Source organism: Serratia sp. 3ACOL1, from assembly GCF_003668775.1.
Lineage (GTDB): Bacteria > Pseudomonadota > Gammaproteobacteria > Enterobacterales > Enterobacteriaceae > Chania > Chania fonticola.
Genome location: NZ_CP033055.1, coordinates 3,079,913 through 3,094,733 on the forward strand (window position 1 = coordinate 3,079,913; position 14,821 = coordinate 3,094,733).

The 14,821-nt window shown below is 45.9% G+C and carries 14 protein-coding genes and 1 pseudogene; 4 read left to right on the forward strand and 11 right to left on the reverse strand.

What is annotated here, in order from left to right; genetic code table 11:
• Positions 1-11 precede the first annotated feature (11 nt).
• Positions 12-602 (reverse strand): hypothetical protein, encoded by a 591-nt coding sequence (locus tag D9980_RS13845; RefSeq protein WP_162304264.1) that lies wholly within the window; start codon positions 600-602, stop codon positions 12-14.
• A gap of 126 nt (positions 603-728) precedes the next feature.
• On the opposite strand from D9980_RS13845, the gene D9980_RS13850 reads away from it, so the two are divergent.
• The 4 genes from D9980_RS13850 (at position 729) to D9980_RS13865 (ending at position 3,578) form a co-directional block, all read left to right on the forward strand.
• Complete coding sequence (locus D9980_RS13850; RefSeq protein WP_121607596.1) at positions 729-941, forward strand: AlpA family transcriptional regulator; 213 nt, start codon at positions 729-731, stop codon at positions 939-941.
• A 248-nt stretch (positions 942-1,189) separates the two neighbouring features.
• A complete protein-coding gene (locus tag D9980_RS13855) occupies positions 1,190-1,948 on the forward strand; it encodes a hypothetical protein (protein WP_121607597.1) in 759 nt (252 codons plus the stop codon).
• A gap of 141 nt (positions 1,949-2,089) precedes the next feature.
• Positions 2,090-2,662: a recombinase family protein gene (locus D9980_RS13860; protein ID WP_121607598.1), complete on the forward strand. Its 573-nt coding sequence runs from the start codon at positions 2,090-2,092 to the stop codon at positions 2,660-2,662.
• 289 nt (positions 2,663-2,951) lie between these two features.
• A complete protein-coding gene (locus tag D9980_RS13865) occupies positions 2,952-3,578 on the forward strand; it encodes an inovirus Gp2 family protein (protein WP_121607599.1) in 627 nt (208 codons plus the stop codon).
• Between the two features lie 598 nt (positions 3,579-4,176).
• Here the strand turns inward: D9980_RS13865 and D9980_RS27005 are convergent.
• The 10 genes and pseudogenes from D9980_RS27005 to D9980_RS13910 form a co-directional block, all read right to left on the reverse strand.
• Positions 4,177-4,653, reverse strand: a complete 477-nt coding sequence (locus D9980_RS27005) for a hypothetical protein (protein WP_238393637.1) — start codon at positions 4,651-4,653, stop codon at positions 4,177-4,179.
• The gene (locus tag D9980_RS13870; RefSeq protein ID WP_238393638.1) at positions 4,650-5,879 is read right to left on the reverse strand and encodes an ATP-dependent helicase; all 1,230 of its coding nucleotides are present in this window, start codon (positions 5,877-5,879) and stop codon (positions 4,650-4,652) included. Before D9980_RS13870 ends, D9980_RS27005 begins: the two co-directional genes overlap by 4 nt.
• A complete protein-coding gene (locus tag D9980_RS13875; protein ID WP_121607600.1) occupies positions 5,876-7,750 on the reverse strand; it encodes an ATP-dependent endonuclease in 1,875 nt (624 codons plus the stop codon). Before D9980_RS13875 ends, D9980_RS13870 begins: the two co-directional genes overlap by 4 nt.
• A 183-nt stretch (positions 7,751-7,933) precedes the next feature.
• On the reverse strand, positions 7,934-8,485 hold the full coding sequence (locus tag D9980_RS13880; RefSeq protein ID WP_121607601.1) for a toll/interleukin-1 receptor domain-containing protein: 552 nt from the start codon (positions 8,483-8,485) through the stop codon (positions 7,934-7,936).
• A 254-nt stretch (positions 8,486-8,739) separates the two neighbouring features.
• The gene (locus tag D9980_RS27295; protein WP_202913957.1) at positions 8,740-9,162 is read right to left on the reverse strand and encodes a TIR domain-containing protein; all 423 of its coding nucleotides are present in this window, start codon (positions 9,160-9,162) and stop codon (positions 8,740-8,742) included.
• Between the two features lie 227 nt (positions 9,163-9,389).
• Positions 9,390-9,976 (reverse strand): annotated as a pseudogene (locus D9980_RS13890) (hypothetical protein).
• Positions 9,977-9,979: 3 nt separating this feature from the next.
• Positions 9,980-11,122, reverse strand: a complete 1,143-nt coding sequence (locus D9980_RS13895; protein ID WP_121607602.1) for a toll/interleukin-1 receptor domain-containing protein — start codon at positions 11,120-11,122, stop codon at positions 9,980-9,982.
• A 47-nt stretch (positions 11,123-11,169) separates the two neighbouring features.
• On the reverse strand, positions 11,170-12,006 hold the full coding sequence (locus tag D9980_RS13900) for a toll/interleukin-1 receptor domain-containing protein (protein WP_121607603.1): 837 nt from the start codon (positions 12,004-12,006) through the stop codon (positions 11,170-11,172).
• Positions 12,007-12,068: 62 nt separating this feature from the next.
• Positions 12,069-13,685 carry a CBASS cGAMP-activated phospholipase gene (locus D9980_RS13905; protein WP_121607604.1) on the reverse strand — a complete coding sequence of 539 codons (1,617 nt, stop codon included), beginning with the start codon at positions 13,683-13,685 and terminating at the stop codon, positions 12,069-12,071.
• A 142-nt stretch (positions 13,686-13,827) separates the two neighbouring features.
• Complete coding sequence (locus tag D9980_RS13910; RefSeq protein ID WP_121607605.1) at positions 13,828-14,427, reverse strand: TIR domain-containing protein; 600 nt, start codon at positions 14,425-14,427, stop codon at positions 13,828-13,830.
• Between the last annotated feature and the right edge of the window lie 394 nt (positions 14,428-14,821).

A 14,821-nucleotide genomic window follows, 5' to 3' on the forward strand; every position in this document is an offset into this window, starting at 1 on the left:
CAGTTCAGCAGCTATCGCTTCAGCCGCTTTTGTTCTATTTTTCCAGCCGCCATTAGGGGAACATTTTCATACAGTAACTTCACAGCCTGTTCTTTAACTGGGATATTCAAAGCAGCCTTTGCCACCCCCCCTCTAATCGCCCCCTGTAACATTACCCAATCGGAAACTTCACCTCTTTCTATCTGAGTAAAAGCTATACACATTCCTCTCGCAGCCTCAAGATGACATACCGCTTCGAGGAGTGATTTCAACGCTTCAAAATGATTAGTATCTCGCAGATATTTGGCTCTTTGACACTCTCTAAGTGCGCTTTCTAAGCGGTTATGAAATGACCCAAAAACGCTAGGCCATCCATCTTTATTTTTAAGCTTTAGCGCTGGGTCTAATGAAGCAAGTGTAAGTTTCGCCCGATCGTAAGGATCAGTCGATGAGAATTCACCAATGAGTTGATCTAAAAAGAGTTGAACATCAGGATTTTTGTAATCCAGCATCGGCCAGGCAGATTCCCACGAGGTACTTGTTAACCAACTAGGTATCGTTCCACGGACATCTTCGAACCTTTCAATGAGAAGAGCGTAAGTTTTTTCAAAAAACATATTCATAAAAATCAACCACTTAATTAAGTTAATGTTCAAATAAAAAAAACGAGTAGGCACAACTATTTTTTTACAGCCCCCATGTCCGTAGTCTTCCTGCAGCCAAACAAATATGACTCAGGAGAACAAGCTATGACATCATCTAATGTTAAGGTTCTACGCTTACCCGCTGTCGCGCTCAAAACAGGTCTTTCCAGGTCCACAATCTATGACTGGATGAACCCAAAATCTCCCCGCTTTGACTCAACGTTTCCAAGACCAAGGTCTTTGGGGAGTCAGTCAGTGGGATGGCTAGAAGCTGAACTTGATGAGTGGATTCTACAACGAATCCCCTCTGTTCCATGAAGATTTATTTCACAGCGGGTGGATAAATTAGTGTGTATACCCTAAATAACCCGAGTTGCGGGAAGGCAGCAACTAAGCAAATCCCCAAGAGCTTACACAAGTAAGTGATAGGGGTGAGCAAAAGCAGCCGACGCACATGCAACTTGAAGTATGGCGGGTATATGTCTTTTTACACTGCTATTTCACTACTAATAGCAGAATAGCTGCCAGTTCGTAATCCCTTCGTTAAAAATTTTATTGGAGAACGCATGTCAAAAAAAGTCACCACCAACTTTAAGGATGAGTCTCTTATTGTTGATATAGATAATTTTTGTTACGTGAAAGATATTTCACGCTCTACTGGTATTGAATTAGGAATGAAAATATTAATTCCCTTTTTTAACAAAATCACATCATGTCATTATGAAGCAAAGCAGATTGAAGAAATATTATTAAGACAATCGATAAATGAACATATTTCACAGGTTCGCGGCACCCCTGAAATCACACATGAGGAGTTTTTTTTGACTGTTTGGAATACTCACATTAAAAGTGCGCTTTGGATACCATCGATTGAAAATTTCCAAAAAAAAACCAACGATGGTTCGATGGGAAAATTGGAGAAAAAAAGTATAACAGAGAGACTTGAAGCCCTGGTAGATGCAAACAGAGCGAAAGCAGCCATCCACATTCATACAGACCGAATAACTGATGATAATAGCCAGTATGTTAAGGGGTATTCAAATACTATTCTCCTTAAAGAAACCTCATATGAGGGATACCACTTTGACATTAACAACATCGTAGTATTACCTATTTCTGAGCTGATAATATTCGGGGTAAAAGAGGTATTAAAAAGAAAGAATATCTATTTCCATTACCCTCACATTTGTTGGATAAACATTTACCACACCAATAATTTGGCAGTCATGCTCCCGATCATTTGTGAAGCTAACCTGCCACAGTGTACTAGAAATGAAATGAAAATCATTCTCATTAATCCATTCGCTATAGGGAGAAATAAATAATAAATGACACCTGAATTATGCAAAAACGGCAAAGTGATTAACGATGTTATCCAAATCGCAATGCTGAGTGATTCTCATTCTCTATTATGACTTTATAGTAATGATTCTATCGTGTATTACTCTCTGATATGGGGTTAAAAAATGGTATTTCATTTTTATTTGGCTTGCTCGGATACGAAGGCAGCAAGCCATATCAGACAGGATGTTACCTTTAAGGAGATATGCAAAGAATTTCCCATTTCACCTGATAATGTGGTGATTGAGATTGTTGATGAAAAACAGTCCGTATTACATCAACGACTATTGAAAGAACTGATAAATCAGAAAGCGAACAAAGGTGACACTATCATACTGAACGGCTTAAGTAGCCTGGGAAGAAATGTTGAGGATATACTGGATATTTTATTTTTTTGTTTCAAAAAAGACATCAATATCTATTGCCACCATCCTTACACTAGAATAGAGCCCTCTGTTGAAAGCTGTATGTCTTTTCTGATATCGGTACAAACAGGGGTAGATATTCAGAATCTTAAATCAAGCAGAAGTAAGCACCGGAGGATCAAGAAACCGCTTGGACGAAAAGAAGGCAGTCAGCATAAACTCAGTATCTACACACTCAAGTTGAAAGGGTATAAACAATCAGAGGTAGCAAGAGAATTAGGCGTCAGCTTATCCACAGTTAAACGACATTGGAATAACGAAATTTTCGGTTAATTCAGCAAGCTAATTGCAGAGTAACTTTTAAACAGTCATCGCAGGCTGGGGCTGCCCTCATCTCAATTTTAGATGTTGGATAGGTATTATAATGGCTGTCTACTCTTAGTTCTAACTAATAACCATCTAAGGGTAGAATTACTTAACAAGTAATTATCGGATCAAATGGTACTGGGATACTAAGATCTGATGTCAGTATATACCTCAATCATCGGTAAGATATAGCCCTGCCTGTATGGCTCTTTATACGGTCTATAGCAGACCGTAGGACCAACTACAGGTATATATTATGAAAACATATCAAGGTACGCATGGTGAACACGTTCTTGAGTATTGGATCAAGATTAACTGTCTGCTGAATGCATTGACCAACCGATACCAGAGAGTTACTGCTGTAAGAACTGATTTTCATCACACTCCTATTGTCGATAACGGAGACAATATCTGCTGCTTCCCTAACTTTGAACCCGGAGAGATATCGCGGACACGGGATTCCCTCAGAGCTAAACTGGTAGCTGATCGTATCCGTAAAGAGCGTGAAGGTAAACGAGTGTACCCCAGCCCTATGTTTTTGATATGGGCGAAAGAATACTCGAAATCAGGTAAATGCCACTATCACACTTGCCTGTTGTTCAACAAAGACGCCTATTACCACTTGGGAGATTACGATCAGGCCAATAACCTGAGAGGGATGATCACCGGAGCCTGGTACAGCGCCCTAAGGCTGGAATTGGACGATCACCCAGGTCTGGTCCATTTCCCTGAAAACTGTCGCTATGTGTTGGATACCAATAGTGCTGACTTCCAGCAGAACTACCAGGCGCTGTTAACCCGACTGGATTACCTCACCAAAGTTGAAAGCAAAGTTTTTGGGGAAGGGGATCGTAACTTCGGTTGCAGCCAAATCGATTTATAACTCGCCAGTGGCCTTCTCTGCGTGAGAAGGCCTTATTACGTCAGGGATAAGTTATATGTCCCATAATCGCGCAGATTAACCGGCAATCGGTGACGTAAAAGATCTCCGGGTTATCAGCGCGTTGCTCACCGATAAAGAAGACCTGAGCTCCTTTTTATTCAATGCTTCTTTCGCTTCTTCCTACACAGTTTCTAGCTCATTCAGAAGCATGGTTCGTTTGGCCTTCGACCAGTCCCCCACTCAACGTGGATTTTGTAGCTCCTTAAGGGCTTAGGTTACCCAACCTCAGACAATACGGCCTTCGTTGGACGCTTACGAACCTGTTACGACGAAGTAAAATATTTACTGGCTCTCAAAGAACGAAATTCGCCCTTACTGAAGCCATAAAAAAACTTGTTGAATGTCTCAGGGCATGAAGCGAAAGTTCGAAGTTTATCAATGCCGAAGGTAAATTAATAACATTGCCGCGTATTAATCAACGGTAAGCAAGTCAGTAGCAATTAAGAAAGCCGCCATCCAAGAGGGATGGCGGATAAAAACCTGAGCATAAGTCCAGTTTTGCGTTTAATCCGGTTCAGGCAGGGGCAATGACGGCAGGTTAGATCCGTTCCTGAAAACCAGCGCTAATGAGATTCTCCTTTAATTCTTTTAGGCATGATTGTGGCACAGCCAGCCAAAATAAGTTCTTTGCCCTGGTGATTGCGACATACCCAATCCGGCCTTCTTCATCACCTGTGCCTGAAAGCAACGCTTCGATATGGGATTTCTTCGCCAGGTACATAACTGCGCCGATAGACTCCCCCTTAACCTGGTGCACCGTTTCTACCCTGAGTCCATGTGTCTGAGTGACTGCAGTACTCGCCAATGGCAGCTCCGGTAGTGATTTTTTTGTCAGTTTGGTGCCAAGCGTGCCAGCAATTTTATATCCGTATTGTTTTTCAATCTCTGCGAGCAGCGCTTTGACATTCGTTAATAACTTGGTGTGCCAGTCTGTTTTCGCTGTAAGCGCAGACGAGGGGAGTCCCACATCTGCGCTGCGACTGAAACGCCATAGTAGTCGCTTCAGCCCGCTCATTCCGTCTTCATGTGATAGCCCCTGAAGTCCTGAACTGAGCCCATGGGGGCATTGTCCAGTAAGCCAATGATTGCCCGGCAGACCAATTTAAAGCAGCCATGGTAGTTACTATGTTGATCTCGTAACAACGATGCTTCTGCTAAGACTTTGACCATACCTTGCCCTGGCGGGGAGGCTCTACCCGCAATTACTTCAGCTCTCCTCACCCCGCGACAAAGAATTACTGAATCCTGAAGCTGCATGCCTAACTCATCGATATGGGCCTTAAATGCTTCAGTTAATTTGGGCAGTTCAGATTCCTTATATCCGATGAAAAATGCGCCACCTTGTTCGTTCTGCCGGTCGGGCTCGTCATTACGGTCGCAGAGAGAGTTGGCGATGTTAATGATTGGCGGCAGGGAACGATAGTTGCGAGTAAGCTTGTAGCCGGTCACCTCAGCACGGGCCTCGTAGCTCTTCAGGAACTCTCCGTCAGCACCAGCAAAGCCATAAATCCCCTGGTTTACATCCCCGATAAGAGTTACCTGAACCCCTGAACATATAAGTAATTCTAATATTTCCTGATGCACTGTACCCAAATCCTGGGATTCATCGACAAGGATTTGCGGGTAGCGGGCTGCCAGCGCACGCAGTACAGCTGGTTGTGAGACTAGAGTCTGATAAACCCAATACCGGCCAAGATCATGAGTGTAGGCACCTGTCTTTCCCAGTCTATTAACGATCTTTAAAACCTCACTTTTATCAAGCAGCTCCAGCTCATCCCCTTTGCTTATAACAAAGTAGAAATCTTTATTAAACATACCTACTTTTATGTCTTTTAATGGCAATGGAGGGCTGCCTTCACGCCAATATTGAAACCTGGTTAGAAAAGGCTCCGAACCGGACACCAGGTACGCAGCCTGAGTCGCGGCCATAGTCCGGTAGGCATGGGGACGTAAAATATGTTTGGTAAAAAAACCGTCAAGTGTATCGACCTCCACCCGTCGACGATTAGCATCGTCCGGCAGAGCAGTTGCGAGCTCTGCATAACCTTTATTAAAGGTATTGACCGCTACATTAGAGAAAGACAACAACACAACTCGGCCGCGACTGCTTTGCATCTTCTGTCGAATGGCGATCAGGCGACGAATAGCTGTAGCTGTCTTTCCGCTTCCTGCGCATGCAGTGACAGCAATAGACACTAGTGGTGCATCGATAATGTCTATCTGCTCATTTGATAGTTTCATGGTTTGGCCACTCCCTGACAGACATGCTGGATAGCATTTTTAAGATATTCAGGCACTTCACATTCTGGCACTTTTAAAATCTGTTCAGCTAGTGCCTGGGCGAATCGACCTTTCTGAATATTGCCGTTGCCTTTTCGCTCAAACATACCGCAGAACAACGCCTTGGCTTTTGCTGTATTGTCTGGCTGAGCATCAACTATCTTACGCAGAGCTTTTGAGATTTTTGGATGCGGGTCGGCTAATGCAGTAAGCATTGAGTCGCGGTTCGTCTCGATGAGTGCCAGATCGTATTCCAGGGTTTTCAATCCATGAAAAACCTTCACAAAATCATCCTCCAGATTCTTCATCTTGATGGTATTTGCCGATAATCGCACCTGATCTCCCAACGCTGGATACACCTCTTTCCTTTTAACTTTTTTCTTTTTCTCAGCATCGCCAGCAGGCTCTTCCCCATCAGGAGCGTCTGTTTCTTCCTGGTAGGCAGCTTCAGCAAGTATGTCGTCAATTTCCTCTTCAACTTGTTCACCCTCTGCCAGGGCTTCAACCTCTTCTTCTTCAAATGGATCTGCATCGGTTACTACAGCGACGGGAATTCGCAGCCCCTGCTCTCCAAAAAGCGGGAGGAAGGAGTCAAAATTAAGTCCCTCAACGCTAATAAGACTGACCCCATATTTCCTGAGATCAAAGTCCATCTTTTTAGCAAGCGCGTCAATCAACATGAGTTCTGCAGCACCCTCAACGAAAATCACCCGGCGAGCAAAAAACAGTTCAGCCCTAGTTACGTCCAGATACCGCTCCAGCTTTTCACGTTTTCCCTTTTCAAATGTGATATCACGTGGAAAGAAGGTCTCTACGCCAGCTTCGTTCTCGATCAGGCATACAAGAGAGTCCAGCTTTGAATTACTAGCGAAATTCGGGGAATGGCTGGTGACAAACAGTTGTACAGGCTTTTCGCCTTCACCCGTTGGAATACCTGAAAGGTACTGCAGCAGCACGCGTTGCAGTTGGGGATGCAAATGCGCTTCTGGTTCCTCAATAATCAAACTCCTGAAAGCAGAATCAGGATTTTTAGCCAGTTCACTGAGTACTACCGCCATGAAGATCAGATTATTGAAGCCCAATCCATTCTTTTCAATCTCCATGGTTTCAGCCGTCATGGTCAGTCGGGAAGAGAGGCGCTGAAAGTCAGTCACGCTGAGCCCAACGGCAAGCTCCTGCGCTAACTGATCACCCATCATGGAATCGTGTCTGGTGGATATCGCTTTATGGGTGTTTTGAATGGACTTATTCTGTTTAAGTGTTTCGTCAAGGTCCTTTAAAGCCGTGTTGATCGTATCACGGCCTGCTTCATCGGTGAGCAAATGAAGTAAACGTGCCAACTGGCTGTTACGGTTAGGACGAAGGCCCTGCGCGGCATCGCGGAGAGGCGGGAGATAAACCCCACGAAGGTTCTCCATCATATCTGAGGTTAGTGAAACTTCCGGATGATCGCCGCACCAACGTCTGACTTTGAATCGTCCCGTCTTATCCACATCGGTATACAGAACATGGATATGCGCCTCCATGATCTTGTCCCCATATGGCTTGAGTGCGGCTATAAAGTCAGCTTCATCTTCAAGGCTAAGATCTCGGAAGACAAAATGGAAACTGATATCGCCAGTTGGATCGCCTTCATGTGGACGATGCCTGTCAGAAATATCGAAGCGAGGATAAATCTCATCATGACCTGCAAGAAGCGTCCGAAGAGCATCGACCACTGCACTTTTCCCTACATTGTTTGGCCCAACCAAAATATTCAAACCAGGTTGAAATTTCAGCGTAGCTTCACGCAGTTTGCGAAAATTCTTTATCGTGAGCTCTGCAAGATACATAAAGTCTTCATCCTATAATGCTGTTCTGAATAATAAATAACGAGAAGACGTAAAATCATTCCAACTTGAATGACCAGTCGATTACAATCCAAATTCAGATACTTGAGTTGCTGCCATCTTATCACCACAGGCATTAGCAAATAAGCACGCATCCAATGGGCACACCATGTCACTGAGGTGCGGTCAGTACCCCGATAGCCAGTCCCTCAACGGAACAGCTGTGTTTGCTTTTGTATCAAGCACCATCCAAAGTTCCTGTGGTTGTCCTTTCAATAAACCCCAGACGACTCTTTGATAAAGCCCTAGGTACTCCCAGCTAACCCAGCTATCATCGTTTGCAGTATCCGAGGCTGGAAATATTGCAATTTTTGAAAGCCCCTTCGCGCCATCAGCAATGCCTAATTCCCAAGGCACCCAACGGCTCTCCTTGCTATTTTTAGTAGTAAGGAGCACGAATCTTTTTGTCTGAGCAATGCGTTGTTTAAGTAAAGCTGCGGTTTCCTCGGATGTGTAAGGTGGCATTTCGGGGTCAATTTCATCGATGTACACAGAGGCTCCATGATTCTGAAGTACCTGAATCGCGCCGGGTAAAACTCCCTTGTCTTTACTTGAGTGCGATAGAAACGTACTCATCGAAGCCGTGGCTGCCAAAGATTTGAATACGTGATCGCGAGTAGCTTGAGAGCTGTTAGCGGAGATGTTTCTTAGCTCCGCGGTTGTGACATTACGAGCCATACTTCTTTCCTCAAATGATAATATCAACCAAGACGTGCACCCTATAATGATCTGGAAGACCGGACTCTCCTGCGATGTCCGACCTTCTGCCGTAGCTAAAGCAGTGAGTAGTGAGGTTCTAAGGTTTGTAATTTTTACAAGTAGTGATGGCGTCCTCGATCTAGCTTTCGATGTTGGCCTGGATGGAGGCATAAACCTCTTTGCTATCATTCCCCGCTGGAGTCATCAGCTTCGCATATCTAGATAGCCATTTTTCAGTGTGACTGCATCGAAGGGGATAGAACCAGCGACAGAGGTTTTCTGGTAGCTATCAAGAAGACGGTTGATCCGAAGAGCGACAACGCCTTTTCCTGCGTTCCACCCCTAACGATCTCCTCCAGTACCCATGGACAGGTAGCGGTCTCTGAGCCCACGAGGACAACTACACATGATTTGCCTACAAGACTATCGTCGATCCATCTCTCAATCGCCGTATCACCCTTTCTTTTGAATTCCTCCCACTCATTGGCGGTGGCCAGTATTAGTTCACCACTACATATTGCGCACCTGCTGGGTGCGCTAAAAGTCGTTAGCAAAGTGGAAACTGAAGAACACATTTCGAGCCATTGATAGTTCCTTCTAGGTTTATGGAGATATCGGTTATGGCTTTGCTCCTCCAAAAGAGTTTTTACTCCCATAACGAGCTCGGCGTCGCTGATTGAGTGGGATAGAAATATATCGAATTTATTGGTCTGCTGAGGCCCAGGATAGGAGTTTCTTAGTATTTCCTGAGCATTTCATCGACCACCCACTGCTCTTTTTTCTGCGGACTGAGCCTCTGACTTTGTGAAAAATGCCTTTTTTATTTTTCCTAGATCAATATCGATAACGTAGCCGATCAACCCCAATGCCGCCTTATTGCTTGTCAATTGGATTGAGAGCAGAGCGGTTTGGATAGATAACGATCGAATAAAGATGCGAAATCCACGTCTTCCAGACTGCCTCCATCGAAGTAGCCATGATCCCTTGCAAGGCTCAGTGCAGCGCCTCCTGGGGCGGCGACCGGCAGAATTATTGCGTCAGGATGAAATTGCTTAAAGAGCTCATACTCAACCTGAACTCCCTCCATACCCCCTACAAAGACTGCACCAACTAAGTCGCATCGAGACAACATTTCCTGCCGCATAAGATGTAGGCTGCCGTCTAGATCATCAGGCACTGCGTCGGTGTAAACGACATTGTCGAATCGCTCATTTTCTTCAGGGTACTGGCCTTCGAAAAATCGGCTCTGGTACAATACAACGGAGCGAGTGTAATCGACGCCCAGATCTTCGCAAATACTCCAGATCATGGGTGTTATTGCAGGGTGCCCCCCCATACGATTTTCATTTTTCTTACGACCGCGATGGCAAACTCACGTACAGCACACTGAATCAGGAACGGATCAGCAGTTTCGTAATAATCACCGCGTCCATTGACCGGGACGCTTGCTGAGAGAAAAATAGAATCCACTTTTTAAACCTCCCAATCTGCAAACTGCCAGCCGGCCTCGCATGCTTTCACCCACTTCGTTGCCTGGATGTGCGAGCCGAGCCAATCCATATGATTCAGCCACTGAGGATTTAGCCCCACATGGTCATACAGTATAGCAACTGATTCATCTGGATAGTTCATTGAGGCTTCATGCATGGTTGATGACGTCGGTACCCCGACCGTCGGGTAGACCACTATTATTCGGCCTGTGGGCAGACGAACTTTGATTTCCCTCCCCACTCCCATACCAATGACTTCACCACCTATGGCCTCAATCCCAATGCGCAAGTTGCTGACTAGGTTGATAGTCCTTACAGCATGACTTTTGCTGCGCACCGTCTCAAGCTGAAGACAAATGCGGTCGATAGCGGAATTCTCGATACGTCCTGTTCCGCCGTCCAACTCACCTTCAGCTAACTCAGCGAGGCTTGCAGTACCCAATCCACGAGCCTGCTTCGTTTCAGGCCAAGCGACTCGAAGGACACTGATACCTTTCGCGAGAGCCCGCCCAAACTCAGCTGATGTCCAACGACTATTAAAATAGTCAGGAGTATCTAACATCAACAGCACGTCAGAATCGCAGAGTCTATGCCACAACATGGTCTGAAAATCCTCTGCTGGCGCAATACTATGAGTATCAAGGAATACGTCGAAATGGCGTGCTGATAGAGCATCGAACATCTGGAGCGCGGCAACTCTGGCCTCATCCCGACGGTAGCTTACGAAGACCCTTCGTTGTTTCGGAAGCAATCCAGCGCATTCAAGAAGAGCTATCGAGACACGCTTAGCACCGCCATTTGCGTAGGCCAGACAGTTTAGCGGCCGCAGCAGCTCAGGGATTTCCGCAGATATATGTCGTAGATCGGATACAACTGGAATTACAGGAGTACCGCTGCGGAGCAAACTCGGTAAGCTTGGGTGATTTACGCCCTCTCCTCCAAAAAATACAACCGCACTCGATCGCAACTGGTTTGGTGTAAACATCTCGGGAGCTACCTCCCAACTGATCTCCTGACCGAGTCGTAGCCCGTACATCGCCACTGCAGTGTCAACCGCATCCTCCAAATCGCGAAGTTGCGCGTCTGAAGGGGAGCCTATAACAGCAAGCTGATAGATAGGAAGCATGGACGCCCTTATATGCAATTACAGTTATCGTCAAAAGGTGTGGTTTCTCAGCTGAATCGAGGTGCCTCTAGTAGCTTCGCATCAACCCCCAGTTCCGCATAAAGCTTATCAATATGTTCGAATCCGCGGATCCGCCTAATACTATCGGGAGCCTCCGGCTGGGAGTAGGAACTTAGCCATTCAATAAACTGCTTATAATCCATCGAGTAAGTGGACTGCGGGAGTAAGTATCTAAACTCAAGAGGTTTACTATCAAACACCGCCTCATTCAATTTCCCATAACTCTCCAATCCTCCAAGTTCGAGTTGCTTGCGCTCTGTCCGTTTTACATTTTGTGCAAACATAAGTTCGGAGAAAATCCAGGGAGAGGAAAGTCGCTCCGTATCCGACATGTATTCATCAATCTTGATCGAACTTTCCGTGCCTAAGAAAACGAAAAGCTCAGAGCGATGGATCATCTGCTGGAGCGCTGCGTTTAGGATTAGGTGAACATTAGTAGTCGTTCTGTTCCTCAATGCGTAGCTATAATTTTCCCAACCCGGGGGGATACAGAATTTGTTATCAATTTTCTTAAGCAACTCATCAGCGTAGCCCCATGCGCATGAATCGACGAAAGGCTTCAGGCCAATTTCTTCTAGGCTTAAAGCAATACGGATGGCCTGATCTTCATCGTTATGTGAGTGGGAGATGAATATGTCAATCTCAGTCTCTGGGAATACGCTTTGCTGGATTTTCTCTGCATCCAGCAGGTTGTTACCATTAAACAGGTACTCTTCAAGCCTGATGGCAATGTTGTCTTTTTTCGCTTTGTAGGACGCGACGTCAGAATCACTCCATTCTGAAACGGACGCAAAGACATTCTCAATTTTCAAGTCCAGGAACATACAACCCTCATTTATTTAAAGTAGCTTGGGATAATGTGAACTGATTTCTAGCAAAGTGCTGGTTAAAAACGCTCCCATTCATCGGCATGACGACCATCAAAAAACCTCGAGCGCACTTCTGCAAAGTGTTCTTTTCCCGCTTCATTCCCGCGCGCAGCCATTTCCTGAATTGCCTCTCTGTCATCAAGCTTGATTTCGACAGGAGTTTGTTGGTTGATGCGCAAATGGCGAGTGGGTCCTAGGAAACTTGCAGCAAGTGCGAGTGCGCCGTGCTCCTGTGCAGCAAAAAACAGGTCAGCGCTATGAGGTGCCCATCCGGCTTTGCCCTTCCCCAGTTGGTCAGTAAAATCGCTTTCGCTGCTGAGTGTTCCAATGCTCAGCACATCGATACGATCCAGTGGAATTTTTAGGTATCTGACAGCTTCCGCAAGCGCAGGCAAAATAGGATTGTTTGCCCAAACACCCCCATCAAGGAACGTTTCGAGGGCGATTGGCCCCTCCCATGTCGACTCGTCGAAGAATGTTGGTGCTGCTGACGAAGCCAGGGCCGCATCGACGGCAGAGATATCGCGATACGCAGTACGATCTAGACTGTGAGGCGTTACTATCGCCTCTGCTTGTCCCTGTTTCGCTCTTACAGTAGGTATGACCAGGCGACAGCATGAATCGGCAGCCAGTGTCTTTTCGCCGTACACCTCTGTAAGTAGCTGTCGTAAGGTGGTTGAATCATGTTTGGATTTGAGCCAATGTCTCAGCTTTCGATCCTTAGGAAAAATTTTGGGGCCCTTTTCTTCGTAAAAAGCCAGAATTTCACTTGGGTTCAGGCCAAGGGCTAGACCGATGGCAAGGATAGCGCCAGTCGATGTACCTGCAACTAGATCGAAATGGGAGATGATGCCATTACCGCCGCCGGCTTTGAGCATATCGTCCCATTTGGCCAGCACTGCTGCAGTAAATGTGCCCCTCAGTCCACCACCGTCTAAAGCCAAAATGCGGAAATTTCGGCCTCGCATTACATTCCTTCGTGCGAGTGGCAAATTTTTGAGTTGCTCGACAATCATATCGACAACCGAATCAACATTAGTGCCATGCGCAATGACCTCGTTCGCCTCTTGGTTCAGTCCGTTTCTTAGACGGCTGGTTAGTGACGGATCTTCCTTGAGATAGCCAGCAATAGCGCCGCCAAACCCGGCTGCGACGAACCCGGGCTTTCCAAGCTCCAGCATGGTATCAAGTTCATTAGGCACACCCGCATTCGCTTTATTGACATTCCACCAGGCACCACCGACACAGACAATCGCATCTGAGCGATCGGCCATCCAGTCGCGCATGGGTGTCAAACCGCTTTCCGACTTTCCATCTTCGGAGTCTACTGGGACTATCTCGACGGCCGCATACACTCGTTGATCATCGATTTCAGCAGCGTACTGATCTGTAGCGAAGCTTTTTGCTCTTACAAGAGTGAGGGCGCCTTTGTCTCCACCTGCGGCAATAAAATCTTCGGCTGCCTTTTTTAGAGGAACATTAAACGAAGGGTGACTACCATGTACTATCGATCCCCCTTCGCTGAAGATTTTTGCCGCCAGCTTGCCTACAAAATGGGCAATATCTTCGTTATGCTCTTTGTTAGATCCGGATAGATGGATTCGCACGCCCGCCAGGCGTTGTTTAACTGCCATTCTAAGCACCCATATTTATCTAGAGGCATGATTGTCTACTCTAAGCCGAACAGCTTGGTCAGAATACGGCGTCGCATATCAGTCCGTTCGCAGATAGCTCACCGGCAAAATGAAAACGTTCAGACGTAAGAGCTCGTGTTGACTAGCGGCCAGCAAGTGCGGCGGCTGTTTCAATCCACCCAGATATGTTTTCTCTGCCGTTTTGAGCGGCGTAATCATATCTTAGGGAATGATCTGAAATTCTCGTTACAGCCGAGGTTGTGGGGGCTGCAAACAACAGATCGGATGCAGGAATAGCTGAGGTGTAGTCCTCATACCTTACCCATTTACCGTTTTTAATTTCAGCAAAATAAATTTGTCCGTTCGAACAGTAAACTCCGACTTCGGAAAGTGGATCGATTCCTTTTTTCCCCAAAACCTGCGCATTGTTTTTTACGCCATGAATGTCAACTGTCAGCAGGCCATTTCCCTTTAAAACGCTGCGTACAATTTCATATCGGACCCAACGCCTGCTAGCAGTGTATTGACCAGCCAAAATACACGTAACCGATGTATTTTTTAGCCCCTCGCGCAGAAAATTCTTCAGGATGTTGTCACCTTCTTTCTGTGATGCTTCGAAAACGCTAGCATCATAGAATCCCACTGATTCTTTATCTTTGCCCACAACCCAGCTGTTTCTGACATTCCACGCACGCCATACATCTTCTTGATAGTGGAATGAAAAGAACGTTTTTCTCGGCATACCTTGCCTCCTTCCGTATGAATTTCTACCTACTTATTCCTAGCATCCGTTGCTGATGGCCAATAAACATACTGTGAGGCACCGTAAGGATGCTGCCCGATATCGACGAACACTTAGGGTTTCTAGGCTATCACCAAACATCCTCCTGCAACATCACTCTAGCACGTAATAATGGCGAATAGCCGGCCTCTTCATGTGTATTTTTGCGGAGTTGCGGCAATCATCACATCACATGACTCTGGCACAATATTCGTAACTAGTAAGCGCATACCCTGAATCACTTCAAAGTATAATTATCAGGGTGCGAATGACTATATCTGGCACATAGAGGAAGTCCGTACTACACGAAATAATCATGTTGATCAAAATAATTTCAGATAGATATTATCTCGGT